Raw genomic sequence first — 22,280 nt, 5'->3', positions numbered from 1 at the left:
TGCTCCTCACAGATAGCTTCTTAACTTTATCTTAAAAAGTCCAATAACGATGGTTGCATAATTCTGGCTCCAGCACCTAATGATGCTCGGTGGACACTCTCTTGCATTTTCAAGTTCATGATTACTTCTTCTATATCTGCATCTTCGTTATCAGACATCAATTTTGATACAGAGACATTTTGTTGACCGAGGCGATCTTCGACCATTTCCACTCGATTCATCCGAGCGCCAAGGTCCGCGCGTTCATTAACTAAGTTTTGGCTATGTTGATCCATATCTGAAATAAATGAATCTAATTCTTTTGGTGTTGCATTTTCATCTTCAAGTTTTGCAACCAAATCATCTAAATCATCGAACATATCTTGACTGAATACTTCATTTGGGTTAACGTTTGCCTGAAGTCTAACACCTTCAGATACTTCAATATTCACAGGTTGATTATTAGGAGCATCTCCCGGATTAGGTACATTCAATGTGCCATCTTCATTAAAACGAGGTTCAGTAGTGTTAGACCCGTTAAAAATATATTTATTATTCACTTTAGTATTAGCTAACTCTTTTAGATGATCACGAAGTTGAGAGACTTCTTTACTAATGTTTTCTCTTTGGCTTTCTTCATAAGTGTCGTTACTAGCTTGGATAACTAGTTCACGCACTTTATGCAGAGCATTTCCTGCTTCATTCATCGTCGCATCAGAGTTATCCATCCAGCTATTGACCTCAGAAATATTTCGTTCAAACTGTTCAACCTTAGCCAGGCTTTCACGATGGCTGACTCCTCGCATGGCAACCACCGGATCATCAGAAGGACGGTTGATCTTTTTCCCTGTTGACAGTTGATCCATGTACTTATCCATTTGGTTATAGCTTTGGCTTACGTTACGAAGCATGTTATTGTTTAACATTCCTTGTGTTACGCGCATCAATTGTCACCTACCTTCCGACGATTCCCATTTGATTAATGATTCGGTCTAACATTTCATCGACAGCTGTCATATTACGTGCAGCTGCATTATAAGCATGTTGGAACTTGATCATATTCGACATTTCCTCATCTAAAGAAACACCACTTACAGATTGACGACTGTTTTCGACTGATTGTTTCAAACCTTCGCTATTGTTGACAAGGCGATTAGCTTCTTGAGCTTTAACACCTAGCTCACCAATCATCCCTTCATAAAATTTACTGACTGAATTCCCATCTAAATTGCCTGAAGAGTAATCTTTTATATTCGCTAAATCTAAGGCATTCTCGCCATTACCAGCGACGCCGCCTGGCTCGTTTGAAGCTGCAATCAAGTTCTCATTATTTTTCAGTGAATCGGTGAGATCCAAGTTCGCCGCTGCATTCGTTGCGTCGAGACCTGTAGTGTCAAAAAATGCGACTCCTGCATCTCCATTAAGGTCATAACCTGATTGGTGAATATTATTGAATTCCGTCGCAAATTCGTAAGCCAATGTATTCAGGTCACTAATCATGTCTGCATAGTCACCTTTGATGTCACCATTTTCATCTACATAACCATTCGCATGCATTAATCCTTGCAATGCTCCTGTTGAAGTGAAGTCTGCTGCGGCTATCGTGTCTGTGTTCGTAACTTCACCGTCATTCAAGTCACCAACACTCACTCCTGATACATTTTCATCAGAATATTCAAAAGAAAAACCTTTTAATTCATTATCTCCGTTAATTAGCTCTACAGGATTACCACCTGTAGTCATGTCATTGCCATTATTATCAACTAAAGTGATAACGGCTTGTCCCATCGCACTGCTCTTAGAGTGTCCCCCGTTCGATTCATAAGAAACATCAACATTTACAAACTCAGATAGCTGATCGACTAGTTGATCACGCTTATCATATAAATCGTTCGGTAGGTATCCATTCGGTTCTACACGAGCAATTTGAGCGTTCAGATCACCGATTTGTGTTAGAAGGGCATTAACCTCTTTAGCGCCTGTATCCATTTGGTTCTTCAGTTCACCTTGAACATCAGAAAGAGAATTATGTAAGTAATTCATCGTGTCTGCAAGAGCAACTCCGCGTTGTTGCATGACCTTACGAGCACCGCCATCTTCCGGGTTCGTCGCCACGTCCTGAATGGAGTTCCAGAACTGGTTCATCGCCTCGCCTAGTCCACTTTCACTCGGTTCATTCATGATATTTTCCATTCTGCTCAATGCACTTGAACGTTCTGTCCAGTACCCTGACTTCGTGTTCTCTGTACGATACTGATAGTCTAAAAATTCATCACGAACACGTTCAATATCTGCCGCAGTTACACCTGTTCCTAGTTGACCTGGCATTTCGGGACGATTTCGTCCAGGTGTCGGGAAAGGGCTCGTTGCTTCGAAGTTGACTCGTTGTCTTGAGTAACCTTCCGTATTCGCATTGGAAATGTTGTGACCTGTCGTATGTAGTGCGGACTGTTGTGTGAACAACGCCCGGCGTGCGACTTCTAAACCATGAAATGTAGACGTCATGCAAATGCTCCTCTCGCTATGCTCTCGAATCGAACGCGGATGTATTTCCACGTTGACCCTGACTCTTGGTCGGTTTCTTATAATTCAAATCTGATTGATATTTTGGCTGGATCATCTCTAAAGATAGCTGTACAAATTGAAGTGACTGCTGAGTCAAATCATGATTGAGCTTTTCTTGCTGCTTCAAGTCAGCTAGCAATATGATGAAATCGCCATATAGTTTTTCTAACTTATTTTTTTCGTCGGAGTCTTCTAACTGTCCAATAAGCGAGTTAATTGTCTGCTCTCGAACATCTGGAGCGTTTTGTTGGAACCAAGCTTGTGTCTCCTCGACCCGCTTTGCCTCGAGCTGTTCAATTGCCTGAACATGCTTACGTTCCGTCATCAGTATCTGATTGAAAGATTCAATCTCATTCAATTTGATCTGCTCTGTTTTTTCCTTTGATAACTTTAAAAGACTTTCATGTAGTTGATAGATTTTCTCTAGTTTTTCGATAATGGCTTGAACACTCAAAGGTTAAAGCCTCCTTTACATGCGGCGGTTAGACCAGAAATCAACCATTTTCTCCGCCGTCTTCTGTGAATCTACGTTGTATTTACCGTCCTGAACTTGTTGTTTTAAGTCTTCTACCTTCTCCTGGCGGGCTTTTTCAATTTCATTACCTTTTTGAAGTTCTTTCGCTTGAGAAGAAATTTCTAATTTATCTGGTTGCTGAACGTTAGTTTTTATGTCTTCTGATTTTTGTATTTGTTTTTGATAAGGATTAAAAGTCGTGTTTTTCAATGGATTAATTTTCATTTTTTGTTCACCCCTTCGTTCGAACGAGCTTTTTATTCATGTATTATATCGGCAAATATTTACGCTTCTTTAATATTGAGCCGAAAATTAGTTCTTTTCTCCCTCTATCTACTCCAGCGGTTCTCTTTGTTCACATTTATATAAGCACCAGTCGTATCACTTTTCTCTTTTTCTGCAATCGTCTGGCCTTGATCTTCTGTGTCTAAGTCTTGCTGAATTTCGCCTATGCAGTTTTTGCATAGCTTTCCTTCATATATTTTATTCCCGCAACGTTCACAATCGTACATTAAATTTGGGAAAGAAGAAGCATGAATACGCTTTTGTTTCATGAATTTTAATATTAGCTTCTCTTCCACTTCTGTTTTCTCTGAAACTTCATTCAATGTCGCTGTTCTATTTTTCTTTTTACGCAAAAACTCGTAAACTCGCTGAAACTTATCTTCCTCTTCTAAATAACAATCGCGACAAACGGTCTGTGCACCTTTGACAAACAATGTCCCACATTCCGGACAATTCGCCAGTTCACCCATGATGATCCCCTCGACTTCCTTTTTATATATTATATCGGCAGAAGTTTTCGATTACAAAGGGTTTGGAGCGAAAAACTAGCTACGAATCAATGTCAGGGACTCTACTTCTTCAGCACCCGCTTCTCTTAAACACTGTGCGGCCTGACGAATCGTCGTTCCAGTCGTGTAAATGTCATCAATAATCAATGCGCGCTTTGGGACTTCTCCATTTATCAGGAAAGGGTTCGTGGCTTCCATCCGTTGCCTCTTTTTCCGTTTCGATTGCTTTTCAGTATGTTGAGTTCGAACAAGACTCTGATTGATGTTCGTTCCTATGCATCTAGCAATTCCTTCAGCTTGGTTAAACCCCCTTTCAAATTGCCTTTCCTCGGATAAAGGGATTGGAATAAGGGTGAACTTATCTTTTTTATAATGTTTTAGATATACTCTCCTTAGTTCCTCTTGCCATGAAAAGACAATCTCGTAATCTCCTCGGTACTTATATATCGCAATTTGTTCCTTCATAAACTCATTGTAAGTAAAAATGGACAAATTCCTATCTAAAGGGTCTTTTCCGAATCTATTTTCCCATTCATGACAGTCTCGGCATATACCCCCTTGTTCTAGCGGGCGAGAGCACTTTTCACACCTCAACTTGAAAACATCTAATTTTTCAAACTGACCTTCGCATGATTTACACAAATAAAGGTAATTCACTTGGAAAAGGTCCTTCCAGGTAAACTCTTGAATCACATCTTCCATACATAAATGACAATGCACAGGCACACTCCTAACTAATGAGTTATTTTATCGACTCACATTAAACCCGCTTCTCGATTTTTATTTAATGTATACTTTCTCGCCTGGACAATTGCATGTGTTTTCGCTTCGAAAAAGAAAGTGACATCCCCCGTTGGATCATTCGCACTTCTTCCAGCACGTCCTGCAATTTGGACGAGGGCAGCTTCGTCGAATACTTTATGATCAGCTTGAATAACAGCAACATCAATTGAAGGGAAAGTCACCCCTCTTTCTAAAATCGTGGTGGTGATTAAGGCCTGCATTTCTTTATTACGAAATTTTTGGATGAGCCCTTTCCGGTTGGGGCTTTCGGAATGGACATAAGGCACGTCGCCTAATTCATCTGATAGTTTCTTAGCCATAGCGACAGTTGACGCGAACAATAGGTAACGTCTATCGCCCCTAGCTTTCATCCATTCTTTGATTTTCGGGTGCAAGCTTTGTTCATCTAAATGTTTGTTCAGTCGGAATATTTGTTTGAACTGAGGTACAGGTAACGGGTGGCCATGAAATCGTTGAGGGATTGAAACAGTTGGGATTTTTCTTGTCAATGAAGCAAGTTTCATATCCAGCCTAGGGGTAGCTGTCAGGTAGATTTTTGCATGGTTATCTTTGACTGCTCTACCTACTGCTTTCGGTAACATTTTATCGTGGTGGAATGGAAATGCATCGACTTCGTCTATAATCACAACATCGAATGAATTTTTGTACCTTAAAAGTTGGTGAGTAGTTGCAATGACCAAATGTGCTTGTTGATCTTTTTCGGTTGAACCTCCGTACAAAGCGGCTGCTTTAATTCGGGGGAAATCTCTTCTTAATCGTGGAGCTAATTCTCGGACGACATCTGACCGCGGAGTTGCTATACAAACTCGCTTACCTTCCCTGATTGCAAAATCGATTCCCGCATAAAGCATTTCGGTTTTCCCTGCTCCACAAACAGCTTCGATCAAAAGTTGTTCATTCTTTCGGATCGTTTCGGCGATTGCTAGGGAAGCTTTTTCTTGTAGCAAGGTAAGTTCACCTTCCCACTGACACGGTTGTTCAACATTTGTCATAGCAGGAACATCACTAATCCACTCAAATAAAGGTTCTTTTTCACTCACTCTACCCATTTGAATACATTTCCGGCAATAGATTGACCGATCAGGCAGTCTTCCAAAATATTTAGATTGTATATTGAGACATCGCTGACATTGAGGGAAGCCAAACTTGTAGATTATTCCTGGAGTTTCTCTGAGGTATCTTTCTTGGAGTAGCTGTTTGAAGATTATAGGGGTTAAATCGTATTCTTGTCGGAGCAAAAGTCTTCCGGAGTAAAGCTGAGACAGGTGTTGCAGGAACCCTGCAGTGAGCGTTCCTTCCATATAACAATCACCTTTCATTTTTGGAAGCAGATGGCCAAACACATCTGCTCCACTATTATAAATTTTAAAATTATGCTTGATGGGTGCAGCCAAATCTTTTCATAAAAATTACTTGACCTTATACCATGCGAGGCCGATGCCACCCTCACCTAAATGCGTTCCGATGACGGGACCGAAATAACTGATTTCGAAATCGACGTTATCTAATCGCGACTCGAGATCTTGTTTCCAGTCATTAGCGATTTGTTCACGTTCAGCATGGATGATTACTGCTTGTACTTTGTCAGCTTCTTCCGCTGTTTCGCTCAATAGCTGCTCCATGCGTTTGAACGCTTTCTTGCTCGTACGTATTTTCTCGAAAGGTACGATCTTCTTATCTTCAAAGTGTAGAAGTGGCTTTACTTGGAGCAGGCTACCCACCATTGCTGATGCCCCAGAAAGTCTGCCGCCACGTGCAAGATGACTCAAATCATCTACCATGAAATACGCGCGCATGTCGTCTTTCATTTGGTTGAGTCTCTCGATGATTTCCTCAGGGGCTACACCTTCTTGAGCAAGTTTTGCCGCTTCAATCGCGTAATATCCTTGCGGTTTACAGCTGATTTCAGAATCAAATGTATAGACATCGACGTTTTCAACCATGTCTCCGGCTGAAACGGCCGCTTGATAAGTCCCGCTGATACCACTGGATAAATGAATAGATATAATTGCGTCATAATTTTCAGCGAGTTCCTCATATTTATCCGTCACATCTCCGATTGATGGTTGCGACGTTTTTGGTAGATCTTGTTCTGACTTCACCTTTTCATAAAATTCTTTGGTGGTGATGTCCAATTGTTCACGGTATGTCCCATCACTGAAATTCACGCTAAGCGGCACCACGTGGATCTTGAATCGCTCAAGCTCGAACTCAGATATGTAGGCTGTACTATCCGTGACTACGGCTGTCTTCATATCTCTAACCTCCCTTTGATAGTTATTTTACTATATTAAGGAAGTGAATGGGAGGGGGCTATCAAATAATTGAAGTCCTCACCTTTAAACTCCAGTTTGTATTTTTGTGATCTACCTCCCCCAATTACAGAAAGGTTTAACTTGTTCAAATAATAGTAGGCGTGGTGACGTGCTGTTAGCTTAGTGATTTTTTGGAATGTAGAGGTATTAATCTTATCTGATTCAAGTATATAATAGTCTTTTAATGTTTCGATATATGCAGAGGCAGATCGATAGGAACACCTTGGGCATGACCATTTTCTTTTTTGATAATACATGTGTAAATAGTTGCATGAGGGACATATGACACCTTTTTTGATTTCATTTTTAGATAGGCCGAGCTCTTTGATTAAGTCTACTTTTTTTGGACTATGGGAATGGGCAATTTGATGTCCTATTGATTTTAAGCCATGCATCGAGGTAAGAGAGTGGGAATATTGTGAGGAGAGTTCACGAATTTTCTTGTTCAATGAAAATAGTTCGACACCCCTGTCACGGGAAGGGAAGTCATTCAATTGAAGGTCTACATTTTTGTTCGTGAATACTACGAGGTGTTCTATCGGGATGGGTGGAAGGTTCCTGTTAGAGCACCAATGCTCGAGTTGATATTTTTGTTCTTCTACCTGAGTGACTGGATTGTCATACTTGGAGATTTCGCCATCTAGCTCTCGCTCCATTTTATCATTCTGAGTGGAAAAGTAGATTTTTCCAGGAGTATTTTTTGCTTCGATAATTAGTAGAAACCTTGGAGTCAATAATAAACTGTCCATTTGAAATGGGCTTCCATGATTTCTGAGTCTAATGCTGTGGAGAATGTGGTTGGGAAAATGGACACGACTCAGAGGATAATCGAGTTTAAGTTCCCCTTTGTATCCGGACATCTCTGTTCTCATGATTCGATTGACCTCATCGAACTCCCTTTCGTTCAACTCCATACGTTGGAGCATCACCAGAGATTGAAGCAGGCGATGAGGTTTTTCGTGGTCTTTTATGAGTATGTTGAGCACCTCCAATAGCGAGATGATTCTATTATAATCAATAGAATTTAAAAGAAAAGCGATGAAGAATTTCCTTCATATAGAGATACTTAAAATATGTGTGACTAATTTGCAACCGTTGAATCATATCCTCAAATAATTAAATAAAGATAAGGTTGAAAAATTTTTTTGAAAATTTTCTTCGCTCATAAAGATCATTATTTGTGGACTCGTGAAGCGTAATCGCAGACTCAGAAGAGATAAACGCAGACTCTTGAGGCGTAAATGCAGACTTAAAAGGGATAAACGCAGACTCTTGAGGCGTAAATGCAGACTCAAAAGGGATAAACGCAGACTCAGAACAAATAAATTCTGACTCGAGACAGTTAAATCCTCACTCAGCATCCAACTCCACCCTCTATAACGAAAAAAATCCCGCCGAAGCGGGATTTTCACATATAAGTTCTATTCAACTTCCACCCAGCCGTTTTTAATAGCTGTTACAACAGCCTGGGTACGGTCATTTACGTTCATTTTCTGCAAAATGTTCGATACGTGGTTCTTTACTGTCTTCTCACTAATAAACAACACTTCTGAAATGCCTCTATTACTTTTTCCATCTGTCATCAGTTGTAGGACTTCGCACTCACGGCGAGTCAGCAGATGCAATGGTTTACGATACTCTACTCTTTGGAAGCCATTCGCTGCTTGTTCAGCACCGCCTCCAGAAGCTAGACGATGGTAATCTTTGATCAAATTATGGGTTACTTTCGGGTGGACATATGATCCGCCGTCGCTGACGATTTTGATTGCGTTGACTAGCTCGTCTGTGTCCATTTCCTTCAACATATAACCTAGCGCGCCTGACTTCAAGGCATGCGTAACGTATGACTCATCGTCATGGATTGACAGGATAATTACTCGCAAATCTTCATATTTCTCTATCAATTTGCGTGTCGCTTCCACACCGTTCATGTCCGGCATATTGATGTCCATGATTACGATATCTGGTGAATGTGCTTCTATTAAATCTACTGCTTCGGATCCGTCGTTTCCTTCTGCTACTACATCGAATTCTTTTTCGAATTCCAATATGCGTTTAATTCCTTCACGGAATAGTTTGTGGTCGTCAATCAAAACGATACTAGTCATTACTAGAACCCTCCTAAACGTGGTTTACTCAATTATACCCTCTATTAAAACTTTTACACTTTATAATTTCTTTACAATTGTACTACAAAGAACTTATTTGAGATATACCCAATAACAACTAATATACGGATGGCAAGGAAATTTTAACCTTCGTTCCTTGGTCGGCGTTCGATTCTATTTGAATCTCGCCTTCTAGCATTTCGATTCTCTCGCGCATGCCTACAAGACCGAAAGACCCTGCCTTTTTTTCACTTGTGTCAAAGCCTTTTCCATTATCAATGATGTGGACGTTTAAATGTGTACTCGTTTCTTCATATATGACACGGATCAAGCTGGCGTCTGAGTGCTTCACAGCGTTTTGGACGCTCTCTTGCACAAGTCTGAATACGGCAGCCTCGAATTTATGAGTATATCTTTTTTCTTTACCCTTTGGTAAAAATTCGATTCTGGTATCGTGATAGTCCTCTGTTGTGCCTAAATACTTGCGCAATGTAGGAATCAAACCTAGATCATCAAGTGCCATTGGTCGCAAGTCATAAATAATGCGGCGAACCTCATAGAGCGCACTTCGAACCATTTCCTTTACTTCCTTCACTTCACCCAATGCTTCATCCACACCGCGCTCACGGAAAGTCTTCCCGACAATGTCAGATCGAATCAAAACGTTTGCCAGCATCTGAGCTGGCCCATCATGAATTTCACGAGAAAGCTTACGACGCTCTTCTTCCTGGGCATCAATGATTTGAAGTCCGAATTCATGTTTTTCCTTGGCTGCTGTGAGTGTTTTGTTCACGTCGCGAAAGTCTTCTTGTAAATAGCTCAGGATCACATTGATTTTACTCATGATGTTTTCAGCCCGTTCTATGCTTTTGCCCAAAGACTTCAGCCGAGCTTCTACTTCATCACGTCGTTTGATCAATTGTACTTCTTTCTGCCGTGTAACTATTAACTGAGTCTGAATCTCATGTGTGCTGTTATAAACCTTCCGAACTTCCTGTTCAGTAAATTGATCAAAGTTTTTACTTACTTCAGACAGACGCTTGCGAGCAAGTTTCATCTTCTTTTCTAATCGGTCATTTTCTTCTATAGTTTGAGTAACTTCTTTTTTAATTTGGTCAATTTCTTCTCGTAATGCCTCTTCTTGATTTCTGGTTTCTTCACCTAATTCAAAAATTTCCTCTTTACTATTGGTAACGACACTGACCATATCGCCTATTATTGAGTCTAATGATTTGTCATTTACTTTCGTATCGGACATTAAACTACCTCCAATATAACCACACAATTCGGTCCTAAGACTTTTTTCATGGGGGTTATGGATATATTTTATCATAAGAATTTTTTTAGTGCTGTCAAAAGCCCTATGTTAGCACTATTTCCCATTCTTTCAAGTGGGGAAACAACCAAATGTTCACAATTAATTAAATTGCCGGACGAACCTCATTTAATATATAATAAAGTTTTAGGAGGATTTGTCGAACATGTTGGAAAAATATATAACTGTGAAGCAAGAAGGCAGTCACGAAATCACCATTCAAAAATCTCGCTTCATCGGATATGTTAAACGTACAGAAACCCAAGAAGAAGCGCAAGCATTTATAGTATCGATCAAGAAAAAACATAAAGATGCGAATCATAACTGTTCAGCATACATGATTGGAGAACAAAACCTGACTCAAAAAGCACATGACGACGGAGAGCCTAGCGGAACTGCAGGCGTTCCGATGTTAGAAGTTTTGAAAAGAATGGACCTGAAAGATACGACTGTCGTGGTTACCCGTTATTTTGGCGGTGTGAAATTGGGTGCAGGTGGTTTAATCCGAGCTTATTCGAATGCAACTTCTGAAGCGATTAAACACACCGGCGTAGTTGAACGCTCACTCATGCAAGAGGTCATCATTACTGTGGATTATGGTCTGATTGGAAAAGTGGAAAACGAACTACGTAATAGCGAATACATATTAGATGATATTCGATATGAAGAAAATGTCGCCTTCCATATGTATGTCCCTATCTCTAAACAAGAAGCCTTCACGACATGGATAACTGATATCACCAGCGGGCAAGCAGTCATCAACACAGATAAACAGGCCTATGTCGAAAAGGCTTTAAATCTATAAAACTTATAAGGGAGAACGATCAATGAGCAAGAAAAAGAAAGTCATACTCTCAGTCATAACCATTTTAATAGCTGGACTCAGCGCAGCTACAATCTATGCTGTCGATCTTTTTCAAGAAGCTGAAAGGGTTGTTAATGAATCACACGAACCCTTGGAGCGAGGAGATGTATCCGAAAAGCGTGATGAAAAGATAGACCCTGAGGTTGATAATGTTTCCATTCTATTTGTTGGAATCGATGACAATGAAAACAGAAAAGATGAATCTAGTCTCGCAGATGCTTTGGTCTTAGCTACTTTGAACAAAGAGGAGTCGTCTATAAATCTTGTGAGTATCCCTAGAGATTCTTATGTCGATGTCACTTACCAACAAGAAAAGGATAAGATCACGCACACACATGCGATAGCAGGTCTCGATAACACCGTATCCACTGTCGAAAATTTACTGGATGTTCCTGTGGATTATTATGTAAGAATGGATTTTAAAGCATTCGTCGAAATCGTTGACAATTTGAACGGCATTACTTTTGATGTTCCTTACAATTTAACCGAATTTAACAGCGAAGATGAAAAGAACGCGATTTACTTACAAGAGGGGGAGCAAGTATTAAACGGGGAAGAAGCTCTAGCCTTGGCGAGGACACGCAAATATGATAACGACCTTTATAGAGGTGAACGTCAGATGAAGATTTTACAAACAATTATAAATAAAACCTTATCATTTTCATCAGTCACCAAATACAAATCGTTAATTCAGTCCGTCGGGGATCACATGACGACCAATATTACTTTTGATGAAATGGTCAAATTTCACAATTATGTATCTTCATCAAACTCTTTAGATATTAATAAACATCAACTGGATGGATCTGATTTGATGAAAGATGGCGTTTATTATTTCCAATTAAACCAAGAAAGCGTTACTGACATAAAGCAAAAACTTCAAAACCATTTAGAGATTAACCCATCTACTGTAACGAACGATAAAGAAAGCGAAGAGATTTGATTTCATTCAAATTTCTTTTTTGAATCCTAATTACTCCACCCCTCTATAGTTGAATTACTATCAAACACAAAGAAAACCCGAACTTTTTCGGATTCCTTTTTTGGAATTTCGAATCATAGTTCGGATTTTTGTAATGTAACAAGTTTCTCCCTTAATTACTTATAAAAATTTGTGTCCAGTAGGTCTGGCCATCCTCTTTGATGAAACCGACTCCCAGTTGGTTAAAATTCTCACTCAAAATATTCTTCCTGTGCCCTTCGCTATTCATCCATGAGTCCATCACCTGTTCAGGACTTCCTTGGCCCATAGCGATATTCTCTCCTGCTGCACGGTAACTGATCCCATAAGCCTCCAACATATCGAATGGAGAACCGTAATTAGGGGACTGATGACTGAAATAATTATGCTCTGCCATATCTATAGATTTGTCTCTAGCAACTCCACCAACTCGTTGACTTTGTTGAAGAGGGTCAAGACCGTGTTCTTTTCTTACCTGATTCACTAATGTTACGACTTGTTTTTCAAAAGTTGGATTCGATTCTAATTGGGTCTCCTTTTCTTGTGTCTCTTCTTCCTCGACTTCTTCTATATCCTTTTCCTCAGGGACTTTTTCTTTTTCGGTTACTTCTTCTTCAAGATTCTTTTGTTCTTTTTCACTTTCTTCTACTTCACCAGAGTTATCGTTTTCTTTTTTCGCTTGATCTTTTTCAGTGTTACTCTCAGGTTCACCTTTATCACTTTTTTGCTCATCGGAGTTACTTTCATCCTTATTTTCATTTGCTTTCTCTTCTTCGGATATAGGTGGTTTATTTTCATTTTTTTCTTCAGTTTCTCTATTACTTATCTCATCTTCAGGGACACTTTCGTTAGAAGATGATGTGTCAGCATCCTCCTTCAGTTTCTCACCACTATCCGATGTCTTATTAGATACCAGCGGAAACTTGTATGTACTCAATTGTTCTGAATACATCAGTTGATTTCTGTTTGGTTCAAAAGTCTCCTCTATCAATTCAAAATTTTCCGTATGATTTGCTAGATATTCATCTATTGAATAACCAGTTGATAGATACGACAATCCAAACATCATGATTAAATATATAATCCCTTTATTCACGAGAACTAGCCCCTTATCATTTATTATGAAAAGTATCTAGTATCGTTCAGAAAACCGCAATAGGCGTAGATAACCGCTTTTATTCCAATTATTGTTTTTAGGCAAAAAAAAAAGACCACCTTCTAATAAGAAGGTGGCAAAAAGATAGCGTCTAAATAACCTTTATGATCGAGGTTAACTATAGTTTATTATAGTTGAATAACTTTTACAATAGGTTGGAGGTTGAGAAATAAAATTAGAAATACACGATTAACTCGCTATTTTCGAATATTTTTAATTCAAGTTTCGATAATTATTTTTTATTTATAATAATTATTATGTACCACCCATAAGACTTATTGATTTATAATAAAGCTCAACTATTCCTAATACAGTTCAAATTACCCGGGCACTTAAACCTTTATATGATAACCTTCCGACTAATATCAACATTTTTTACTGAACATATTTTCCTAGTAGAAAAACAGTACACATTCCCCAAGGGAATTTATTGACTAATGTAGTAAACTATAACTGTGAGAATATTTAAAAAAATCGAGGGGGAATTGGATGCGTTATATTGTATCAACAATTATCACATTACTTGTATTAACATTTTCTTTTACCACTTTTGGACAAGCTGCTTCAGAAGACTATTATTCGGTTGTCTTGAAGAACAATGCGAAAGCTGAAGCTTTTAAAGGGGATCTTTCTCTTACCGATGCAGAGATTGTGTATGAAGTCCCTGAAATAGGATACTATCAGGTTAAAGCTTCAAAAGGAGATTTAAAAGAAATCAAGGGTTTCAAATCAGTATCACTAGCAAACGAATCTTTTTCATGGGATGTAACTGAAACTGAACGCATTGAGTTAAGTGAAGAAGAAGCTTCTAATATTATTAATGATGCAAATACAGAAGAAGCTGGCTTCTGGCCAATTCAGTGGGATATCCAGCGTATCACTGAAAACGGAGCGAGCTATGACATATCAACAGGTTCACATGATACATCAGTAGCGGTGATTGATACTGGGATCAACCCGACTCATATCGACCTGGCTCCAAACCTTCTAGATGGATCTAAGAACTTTGTTCCAGCTGGAGGATTCCGTGGTACTGAACCAAATGAAACTGGAGATCCGGGTAATTTCGTCGACTTGCATGGACATGGAAGTCATGTATCTGGTTCAATCGCTGGAGCAGGAAACGGAATGCTTGGTGTAGCACCTGACTTAGGATTACGTGCTTACCGCGTATTCGGAACAAGCTCAGCTGAATCAGGCTGGATCTATAATGCAATGATTTCTGCAGCAGATGATGGAAACGACGTTCTATCCATGAGCTTAGGCGGCATGGATCTTTTAGGCCAGGTTTTTGTACGTAACCCTGAAACAGGTAAAATGGAGAACGCTGGTAACGACGTAGCTGATTACGTCGCGTATAAACGTGCTGTTCAATATGTGAACGACAAAGGCGCGATCATCGTTACATCAGCAGGAAATGATGCACTTGATATTACCAAGAAAAACCAAGTTACTCAGTTCATGAACGACAATTACGGAACTGAAGACATCGAATTCCGTGGATCTGGCGAAGTGGTTCCTGCTAACTTATCAGGAGTCATCAATGTTTCCGCAACTGGTCCTGAAGACATTCTTTCAATTTACTCAAACTACGGCGCGGGTGCTATTGACCTAGCTACTGTCGGTGGTGATACTCGTCTGTACACTCAATATGCTTCAGAAGGTCGCTTAGACGAGTACCTCGCTAACCGAATGCACTACTGGGAGTTCAACTTAAGCGCTGACAACCGCTCAGACGATGGATATTACTTCAGTGTAGGTACTTCAATGGCTACGCCTAAAGTTTCTGCCGTTGTTGGTATGATTATTGATCAGCATGACGGAGAACTTAGCCCAGCACAAGTAAAACATCAATTATTGAAAAATGGTGTTGAAGGTGTCGCAGGTGAAGAAAAGAAATACTTCGGTGCAGGCCATTTGAACGCCGTAAACGCATTACAGTAAGCTAGAAAAATTAGAAAGAGATGCGACGTCAAAATCGCATCTCTTTTTTTACACTAAAAACCCGCTAGCCCACAAGGCGTTTAGCGGGTTTTCTATTAGAAATATTAGTCTTTATCTTGGATATCAAACTTCTTATCTCCTAAGATCAAGTACGCTAAATCTTCTCGGTCATGGCTCATCAAATCTTTTCTTCGGATCATATAGAACACTACACCAATGACAATCCAGACAATTAATGCAACAAGTGATTCGATACCAAGAGCTGCTGGTGAACCTGGGATCAATAATAATCCTAGGAACCCTACCGACGACGCCATACCTAGTACAGCCGTAACTTTTCTCCATGGAGAGACGATGTGTTTTGTTTCATCGAACCCTGGGTCATTCTTTGACCATTTCAACATTTTGAAAGCAGTGAAAGTTGTATAGAAGTATGCGATTGACACACCTACAGAAGACATACCAACAATCCAACCTAATACATTTCGACCAAACCAAGGAGCAATCATTGCAATAATCGCTGCGAAAATAATTGCGAATGTCGGAGTATTGTATTTAGGGTGTAAATCAGAAAATTTTCTTGGCAGTACTAAACCACGAGACATCGCGAATAGTACACGGCTTGCTGAAATTAAGAAACCATTCAAACCAGTGAAGATACCCATAGATAAGGCAGCGACAAGTATGACTACTCCACCTGTACCTAACACTTCTCGGACCACTTCACCAGTTCCCCACTGTAACCCAGCACCAGCTACTTCTTGCCAAGGGGCTGGAAGTGCTGTTGTCACGATCATCAAGGAATAGATCGCTGCTGCTGCAACAAGCGCGAACATGATAAGCGACAATGCTTTTTTAGAAGAAAAATTAAATTCTTCAGCAGCCTGTGGCACATTGTCAAATCCGACATATGCGAACGGTGATATCGCAACAATAGTTAATATCGCAGCAAGAGGTGTCACTTCTGGGTTGAAAGCTGGCTGCAAATTACTGAAAGACGTTGCTGTATCAGAAGCCATCCAACCAGTAAGAGTGAATACTCCTCCAATTAAAATCAAACAGAAAATAAATTGCAAGCGACCTGATAATCCAGAGCCGCGGATATTCAATATCGTAAATACTGACACTAATAAAACTACAATGATAACTTCAGTGAAATAAACGTCCCACCCTGCTACTTCATACATTTTCATCTGTTGTATGAAATCAGGAAGCAAGAATTTCAACATCAATGCGAAAGCTGTGGCATTCAACGCTACAATACATATGTACCCAAGCGTCAAGAACCAACCACTAATATATGCATGGACACGGTTCAAACTTAAGAAAGCATAAGCAAATTCACCACCAGAGACTGGATAGTTTTTAATCAGGACACCGTAACTGATCGCAATGATCGCCATTAATACGGCACCGATACTTAAACCTAAAATAACACCCATTGGCCCGGCTTGATTCATCCAATCAGCAGGTAGTACGAATGAACCCCACCCGATTGAAGAACCAAGTGCGATAGCCCATACCCAATGCGGTTTAAGTGTCTTACTTAGCTTCTTTCTTTGCATTTGATCTGTTGTCCTACCACTCAATTTTAAAACCCCTTTTTGTTTTAAGTTTTAGATATAATTCCCTAAAGTGTCGCAGAATAATCACCTTTTAGAGACAAACCCCATTCTACCACTGTCAACTTCTATATAAAAAAATCAAATCTACTCTTTATAGCGAACATTCGGCAGTAAATAGCGACTATTTATCCCACGAATTAATGAGGGAACCCTAAAAGTCCGATTTTAAGCAAATTCAAGCAAACAATACGTATAGAATCTGTGCTCAGAGACAATATTGAGAATAGGACTTCATTTACACCCAAACACCAATAGAAAGTGTGAAACAAGATGCGCAAAGTACTACTGATTCTTTTTTTATTCATTACATACGTATTGTTTACCAATGGATTGGACTTTTATGAAAGATGGGAAAACAGTTTCGAGACATCAATCAGTAAGGATTCTATAGCAGACCCTCTCCCTCTTGATACTCCTGAAAAGGAAAATTCGTTGCCATCCAGCGAAGAAAAAAGTAATTCAATAATGGTTAATGATGAAAGTTGGACGATAAGCGCACCTGAAAAGTTAGATGATTCATTCCAAGAAGAGATCCCTGAAGAATACGAAAAAAGATTCATATCTCTCGAAGAAGAAATTATGGAAGAAATCCAACAGCTGAAAAATGAAGCAGCTGAAGAGTATGAAAACGAAAATAATTTGATCAAACGTGGCTTACTTTTACTGAAATATGAACGTCAAGCCGCAGACTTGGAAGACGAAGCTGATGTCACTTTCCACGAATTATTATCAGAGCTGGAATTAGAACTTGAAGGTAATGATGATTCCAAAGAAATCATAAGTGACCTGCAATTAACATATAACTCCACCAAAAAGGAAATAAAAGATGCATTTGTCCAAGAGGTGAATCAGTGGCTCCAAACTCCATCAGAAGAATACTGACCCAAGTAGTAGTTCTTCGCTATTGTCCAACGTTAATCGACAATTTTAATGTAATTAAAGAGATTATCCATCATAAATTATCGAAATTTTTTGATAAAATAGGACTAGTTTTTTTGTGGTAATCTATTACAATATAACCAAGGGGAAAATACGATAGATAAAGGCAAACCTACTGAAAAGTTGGGGCGCAAAGCGAGTGGTCTACGGGAGCCTCCTATGACAGCACAGCTGCCTTAGAAGTCGAGGAGGAGAACATGAGAGGTGTATCAGCTCAAAGCAATTATTCTTCTAAGGGTTTAGATCGTGAGTGGGTCCAATTAATGAAAGAAGCTAGAGAGATGGGCCTTAGTAAGAGAGAAGTAAAACAGTTTTTACAGAAAGAAAGACCGAGAATCTGAAGTAAGGAGTTAGGGGCTACATGATTTACTTGAAAGAGATAAAAAAAATGTAAAAATCGCGGCAGATAAAAACATACGCCGCGATTTTTTCATGGAACTTATTTTTGAAGCATGCCAGTCAGTTCAATAAAAGACTTCTCATCACCTACAGATAATGCCTGATCTATCAATCGATGCACATTTGCAAGCTCTAATTCACCACAAACTAACTCTGCTTCTAATTTTGATACAGCTAAATCCTCATCTAAGAATTCCTCAATAATCTGTTGCATCTGATCTTCAAACGCTTCAAACTTCATCAATTCTTGGAGTGGCAACTTGATATACCGGACTCCTTTTTGGAAAACGAATAAATCATGTAAATTAACGATACTGCGGTTCGTTCGATCAATGACAATTTCTCGAGCATCGAGTGGTATGAACTGATACACTCGATCATCCATTTCAATAGAGAAATACTGGAAAGCTAAAACGACTCTTACGAAACGCTCATCCTTTTTCACGTAGTACGGTTTCAAGAATTTTACTGTTTGCACACTCACCACCCCATATAGTTTGAAAATTCTGTTTATTAAATATTATTATGCACTATTCTGCTCAAAAATTAAAGTGAAATGTATCTGGAAATTTATAGTTTATTATTTAACCTAATGGTAAAACTGATATTAGCAATCTATTAGAAGAATTTTCCCTACTATCTTAGACATTGCAGAGGTCGTATATTACAATAATAGAAAAGATATAGAGAGTTGGTGGAATTGGTGCCAAATACCAAATGGTTCAGAATAGGCTACGCAATAATAATCATCATGTTGATCATTTTCTTATCAACAAAGGTCCAGTTTATATTCGAACCGATCTTCGTATTATTTCAAACAATATTTACACCTTTGATCATTGCAGGGATTTTGTATTATCTAATTCGGCCAATCGTCGACTTACTAGATAGAAAAATGCCGCGCCCTGTGGCGATTCTTATTGTTTTTCTATCGGGAATAGGCTTGATAACATTATTAATCACACTGATTGCACCTGAGTTACAACGTCAGTTCGATAACTTAGTTAATAGTGTGCCTGACTTGATTGAAAGTGCTAACCAGTATTTAATTGCTATTCAGAATAGCGAATGGTTCTCCCGAATCGCGCCTTCGCAAGCAGAAATAGAATCATACTTAAGTAATTTAGAAGGGCAAGTTACTGAATTCTTGACAACTATCGCTTCAAACCTAACAACTTACATAGGTGTGATAGCCAGCATTTTGATTATCATGGTGGTTGTACCTTTCGTGTTGTTTTATTTGCTGAAAGATGGCGAGAGATTACCAAAAAGAATTCTTGGGTTTTTGCCGAAAAAATACCGCACGGAAGTCGGGGATATTTTAGATGAAATGGATGATGCACTCAGTTCATACATCCAGGGACAAATTATTGTAAGTTTATGTGTCGGGGTTCTTGTATACATTGGCTTTATGATCATCGATCTTCGATATGCATTGATACTCGCGCTCGTGGCATTGTTCACGAACTTCATCCCATTTATTGGCCCTTGGATCGGAACGTTCCCAGCGGTCATTGTCGGGGTATTACAATCGCCTTTCCAAGCATTGTTGGTTATTATCATCGTTGTAATCGTACAACAACTTGAAAGTAATTTAATTTCTCCGCAAGTTATGGGGAAAAAATTACAGATTCATCCGATCACAATTATTTTCTTATTACTGTTCGCAGCTAAATTCGGTGGTATTGTGTACATGATCATTGCTGTTCCCGCCTATGCGGTGGGTAAAGTGATTGTCAGTCACATCTACCGCATCATCAAACTTAGAAATCGTAAAGCATTTGAAGAAAATGCTTAACACGAAAAAAGCTTGGGACCTGCTAATCAGCAGACTACCCAAGCTTTTGTTTTATACTAAACGTAGTAACTTGAAAATGATATAATATCCATAACTTTCAAATCGGCCATTAACATGAGGAGGCCTACAATGGACTTACTAAAGCTAAAGCAAATCTTCCCTTCAATTTCACAACAACCTTCAACTTTAGGCGAAGATGTTGCAATTCATCACCAAGGGAAAGTATATTTTATCCCTTCAAATGAGGTGAATGAAGACCAACGTGAGTTATTAGATGCAATAAATTCAGAACCCATACATACGAGTAAAGAAACCAAATGGCTATCCTATTTGAATAATTACTCCAAAGAAGTGCCACACGAAATTGACCTGTATCGCTTCGTCCACATCCAAATGGAAACCTCCTCTATCAATCAGGAATTATTCCGGGAATCGGTCGAAACCATGCTGGGTAAAAACCTTCTCTTCTTATGGAATGAAGTTAATCATGTTTGCATATTTGAAGAGATTCATAGTGAGCAAGATGTAGTGAATTTTCAAGAAATCATCGATTTGATGAGCGATGATCTTGATATGAAACTAAGGATATTCGTCACTGATATTCAAACAGATATTAAACGAGCTCCAGATTTATTCCACTGGTCCCTATCTATTTCCCGGGAAATATGGAAAGGGCCGTCGAATCGTGTAGTGAAACAACCAGAGGCCATGCGGCACCTGATGCCCCACCTATTTACCAAGGAAGATCGACTGTTCTTTTCAGAGGCTATTTTAAAAGATACTTTGAATGACCCAGAATTACTCCGTTCCATCCGGGTAGTCATCGAATGTCAGGGGAATGTATCACTTGCAGCCAAAAAATTATTCATGCATAGGAATAGTTTGCAATACCGAATAGAAAAATTTTCTGAGCTAACTGGTTATGACTTGAGAAGTTTTGAAGATATGTTCCATGTCTACCTTGCATTCCTTATTACTGATTAATTTCCAATCAACAGAGTGCACGAATCTAGAAATCTAATTTTGTGCACATTGTCCATTTCATAAAACCCGAAGCTTCTTTACACTGGAATTATCCCAAGTAAAGGAGCTGTTTTTTATGGCGGAAATGAAACTAGAGAAAATCAACAAAGTGTATGATAAAGATGTTCAAGCCGTAACTGATTTCAATTTACATATTAAAGATAAGGAATTCATCGTGTTTGTTGGGCCATCTGGTTGTGGTAAATCAACGACACTTAGAATGATAGCTGGATTAGAAGAAATAACTAGCGGTGACTTATTAATTGAGGACAAACGAATGAATGATGTCGCTCCAAAAAACAGAGACATCGCGATGGTCTTCCAGAACTATGCTCTTTACCCGCATATGTCCGTTTATGACAACATGGCGTTCAGTTTGAAGTTGCGTAAAGTTAAAAAAGCTGAGATTAAAGAAAAAGTACAAGAAGCAGCAAAAATACTTGGCTTAGAAGAATTGTTGGATCGTAAACCAAAAGCATTATCTGGTGGTCAACGTCAACGTGTGGCATTAGGTCGCGCAATTGTCCGTGATGCAAAAGTATTCTTAATGGACGAACCACTTTCCAACTTAGATGCTAAACTTCGAGTTCAGATGAGAGCAGAGATTCAAAAGCTACACCAACGCTTACAAACAACGACAATCTATGTTACACACGATCAGACTGAAGCGATGACTATGGCTACCCGACTGGTCGTAATGAAAGATGGATTCATCCAGCAAGTTGGTGCACCAAAAGAAGTGTACGACAAACCGAATAACACTTTCGTTGGAGGGTTCATAGGATCACCAGCAATGAATTTCTTCAAAGGACAAGTCGAAGAAAATGCAATCATTGTAGAAGGCGTAAAAATCGCTATTCCTGAAGGGCGCATGAAAACATTACGTGACCAAGATTATGTTGGAAAAGAACTAATTCTAGGGGTCCGTCCGGAAGATTTACATGACGAACCAGTATTTGTTGAGACGTCAGGAGATACTAGTTTTCAAACCGACATCGAAGTTGCTGAATTGATGGGCGCAGAGACTTACCTATACTCACGTTTAGGGGAACAGGAATTCATCGCAAGAGTGGATGCTCGTTCAGATATTCAAGCTGGGGAATCGCTCAAGCTTGCAATGGATATGAATAAAACGCACTTTTTTGATCCGGAGACAGAAGAACGAATTAAATAATG

22 protein-coding genes and 1 riboswitch are annotated in these 22,280 nt (G+C 39.2%); of the genes, 8 read left to right on the top strand and 14 right to left on the bottom strand.

The window, feature by feature from the left end:
- Window positions 1-26: 26 nt before the first annotated feature.
- The 11 genes from flgL to CEY16_RS08620 form a co-directional block, all read right to left on the bottom strand.
- Window positions 27-923: a flagellar hook-associated protein FlgL gene (gene flgL / locus CEY16_RS08670; RefSeq protein ID WP_101331592.1), complete on the bottom strand. Its 897-nt coding sequence runs from the start codon at window positions 921-923 to the stop codon at window positions 27-29.
- A gap of 10 nt (window positions 924-933) precedes the next feature.
- Window positions 934-2,484 carry a flagellar hook-associated protein FlgK gene (gene flgK / locus CEY16_RS08665; RefSeq protein ID WP_101331591.1) on the bottom strand — a complete coding sequence of 517 codons (1,551 nt, stop codon included), beginning with the start codon at window positions 2,482-2,484 and terminating at the stop codon, window positions 934-936.
- A gap of 16 nt (window positions 2,485-2,500) precedes the next feature.
- The gene (locus CEY16_RS08660) at window positions 2,501-2,998 is read right to left on the bottom strand and encodes a flagellar protein FlgN (RefSeq protein WP_101331590.1); all 498 of its coding nucleotides are present in this window, start codon (window positions 2,996-2,998) and stop codon (window positions 2,501-2,503) included.
- A gap of 15 nt (window positions 2,999-3,013) precedes the next feature.
- On the bottom strand, window positions 3,014-3,283 hold the full coding sequence (flgM, locus tag CEY16_RS08655) for a flagellar biosynthesis anti-sigma factor FlgM (protein WP_101331589.1): 270 nt from the start codon (window positions 3,281-3,283) through the stop codon (window positions 3,014-3,016).
- A gap of 104 nt (window positions 3,284-3,387) precedes the next feature.
- Window positions 3,388-3,813: a TIGR03826 family flagellar region protein gene (locus CEY16_RS08650; RefSeq protein WP_101331588.1), complete on the bottom strand. Its 426-nt coding sequence runs from the start codon at window positions 3,811-3,813 to the stop codon at window positions 3,388-3,390.
- Between the two features lie 75 nt (window positions 3,814-3,888).
- Window positions 3,889-4,317: a ComF family protein gene (locus CEY16_RS15225; protein WP_162297907.1), complete on the bottom strand. Its 429-nt coding sequence runs from the start codon at window positions 4,315-4,317 to the stop codon at window positions 3,889-3,891.
- Window positions 4,318-4,607: 290 nt separating this feature from the next.
- Window positions 4,608-5,705 carry a helicase-related protein gene (locus CEY16_RS08640; RefSeq protein ID WP_238378807.1) on the bottom strand — a complete coding sequence of 366 codons (1,098 nt, stop codon included), beginning with the start codon at window positions 5,703-5,705 and terminating at the stop codon, window positions 4,608-4,610.
- A 360-nt stretch (window positions 5,706-6,065) separates the two neighbouring features.
- Window positions 6,066-6,911: a DegV family protein gene (locus CEY16_RS08635; protein WP_101331585.1), complete on the bottom strand. Its 846-nt coding sequence runs from the start codon at window positions 6,909-6,911 to the stop codon at window positions 6,066-6,068.
- A gap of 35 nt (window positions 6,912-6,946) precedes the next feature.
- Window positions 6,947-7,831 (bottom strand): nuclease-related domain-containing protein, encoded by an 885-nt coding sequence (locus CEY16_RS08630; RefSeq protein WP_238378820.1) that lies wholly within the window; start codon window positions 7,829-7,831, stop codon window positions 6,947-6,949.
- 561 nt (window positions 7,832-8,392) lie between these two features.
- On the bottom strand, window positions 8,393-9,079 hold the full coding sequence (locus tag CEY16_RS08625; RefSeq protein WP_101331583.1) for a response regulator: 687 nt from the start codon (window positions 9,077-9,079) through the stop codon (window positions 8,393-8,395).
- A 118-nt stretch (window positions 9,080-9,197) separates the two neighbouring features.
- Window positions 9,198-10,337, bottom strand: a complete 1,140-nt coding sequence (locus CEY16_RS08620) for a sensor histidine kinase (RefSeq protein ID WP_101331582.1) — start codon at window positions 10,335-10,337, stop codon at window positions 9,198-9,200.
- Between the two features lie 223 nt (window positions 10,338-10,560).
- Here CEY16_RS08620 and CEY16_RS08615 point away from each other — a divergent pair, with 223 nt between their 5' ends.
- Both CEY16_RS08615 and CEY16_RS08610 read left to right on the top strand, forming a co-directional pair.
- Complete coding sequence (locus tag CEY16_RS08615; RefSeq protein ID WP_101331581.1) at window positions 10,561-11,199, top strand: YigZ family protein; 639 nt, start codon at window positions 10,561-10,563, stop codon at window positions 11,197-11,199.
- 22 nt (window positions 11,200-11,221) lie between these two features.
- A complete protein-coding gene (locus CEY16_RS08610; protein WP_101331580.1) occupies window positions 11,222-12,202 on the top strand; it encodes an LCP family protein in 981 nt (326 codons plus the stop codon).
- 151 nt (window positions 12,203-12,353) lie between these two features.
- Here the strand turns inward: CEY16_RS08610 and CEY16_RS15040 are convergent, their stop codons facing one another.
- A complete protein-coding gene (locus tag CEY16_RS15040; protein ID WP_238378806.1) occupies window positions 12,354-13,316 on the bottom strand; it encodes a CAP domain-containing protein in 963 nt (320 codons plus the stop codon).
- Between the two features lie 549 nt (window positions 13,317-13,865).
- Here CEY16_RS15040 and CEY16_RS08600 point away from each other — a divergent pair.
- On the top strand, window positions 13,866-15,320 hold the full coding sequence (locus CEY16_RS08600; RefSeq protein ID WP_101331579.1) for a S8 family peptidase: 1,455 nt from the start codon (window positions 13,866-13,868) through the stop codon (window positions 15,318-15,320).
- A 104-nt stretch (window positions 15,321-15,424) separates the two neighbouring features.
- Here the strand turns inward: CEY16_RS08600 and CEY16_RS08595 are convergent, their stop codons facing one another.
- Window positions 15,425-16,885 (bottom strand): APC family permease, encoded by a 1,461-nt coding sequence (locus tag CEY16_RS08595; RefSeq protein ID WP_101331788.1) that lies wholly within the window; start codon window positions 16,883-16,885, stop codon window positions 15,425-15,427.
- 330 nt (window positions 16,886-17,215) lie between these two features.
- Between CEY16_RS08595 and CEY16_RS08590 the strand changes: the two genes are divergently transcribed.
- Both CEY16_RS08590 and CEY16_RS08585 read left to right on the top strand, forming a co-directional pair.
- Complete coding sequence (locus CEY16_RS08590) at window positions 17,216-17,827, top strand: hypothetical protein (RefSeq protein ID WP_101331578.1); 612 nt, start codon at window positions 17,216-17,218, stop codon at window positions 17,825-17,827.
- Between the two features lie 152 nt (window positions 17,828-17,979).
- A riboswitch (cyclic di-GMP riboswitch) is annotated at window positions 17,980-18,063 on the top strand.
- Between the two features lie 18 nt (window positions 18,064-18,081).
- The gene (locus tag CEY16_RS08585) at window positions 18,082-18,225 is read left to right on the top strand and encodes an anti-repressor SinI family protein (RefSeq protein ID WP_101331787.1); all 144 of its coding nucleotides are present in this window, start codon (window positions 18,082-18,084) and stop codon (window positions 18,223-18,225) included.
- A gap of 98 nt (window positions 18,226-18,323) precedes the next feature.
- Here the strand turns inward: CEY16_RS08585 and CEY16_RS08580 are convergent, their stop codons facing one another.
- Window positions 18,324-18,761, bottom strand: coding sequence for an IDEAL domain-containing protein (locus tag CEY16_RS08580; protein WP_101331577.1), 438 nt, complete (start codon window positions 18,759-18,761; stop codon window positions 18,324-18,326).
- Window positions 18,762-18,986: 225 nt separating this feature from the next.
- Between CEY16_RS08580 and CEY16_RS08575 the strand changes: the two genes are divergently transcribed.
- The 3 genes from CEY16_RS08575 (at window position 18,987) to CEY16_RS08565 (ending at window position 22,278) form a co-directional block, all read left to right on the top strand.
- The gene (locus tag CEY16_RS08575; RefSeq protein WP_101331576.1) at window positions 18,987-20,081 is read left to right on the top strand and encodes an AI-2E family transporter; all 1,095 of its coding nucleotides are present in this window, start codon (window positions 18,987-18,989) and stop codon (window positions 20,079-20,081) included.
- A gap of 129 nt (window positions 20,082-20,210) precedes the next feature.
- On the top strand, window positions 20,211-21,065 hold the full coding sequence (locus CEY16_RS08570) for a PucR family transcriptional regulator (RefSeq protein ID WP_162297905.1): 855 nt from the start codon (window positions 20,211-20,213) through the stop codon (window positions 21,063-21,065).
- 115 nt (window positions 21,066-21,180) lie between these two features.
- Window positions 21,181-22,278, top strand: a complete 1,098-nt coding sequence (locus CEY16_RS08565; RefSeq protein WP_101331574.1) for an ABC transporter ATP-binding protein — start codon at window positions 21,181-21,183, stop codon at window positions 22,276-22,278.
- Window positions 22,279-22,280: the final 2 nt, after the last annotated feature.

It is taken from the genome of Halalkalibacillus sediminis (assembly GCF_002844535.1).
Taxonomy (GTDB): Bacteria; Bacillota; Bacilli; order Bacillales; family Alkalibacillaceae; genus Halalkalibacillus_A; species Halalkalibacillus_A sediminis.
This window is presented reverse-complemented; position numbering and strand designations above follow the sequence as displayed.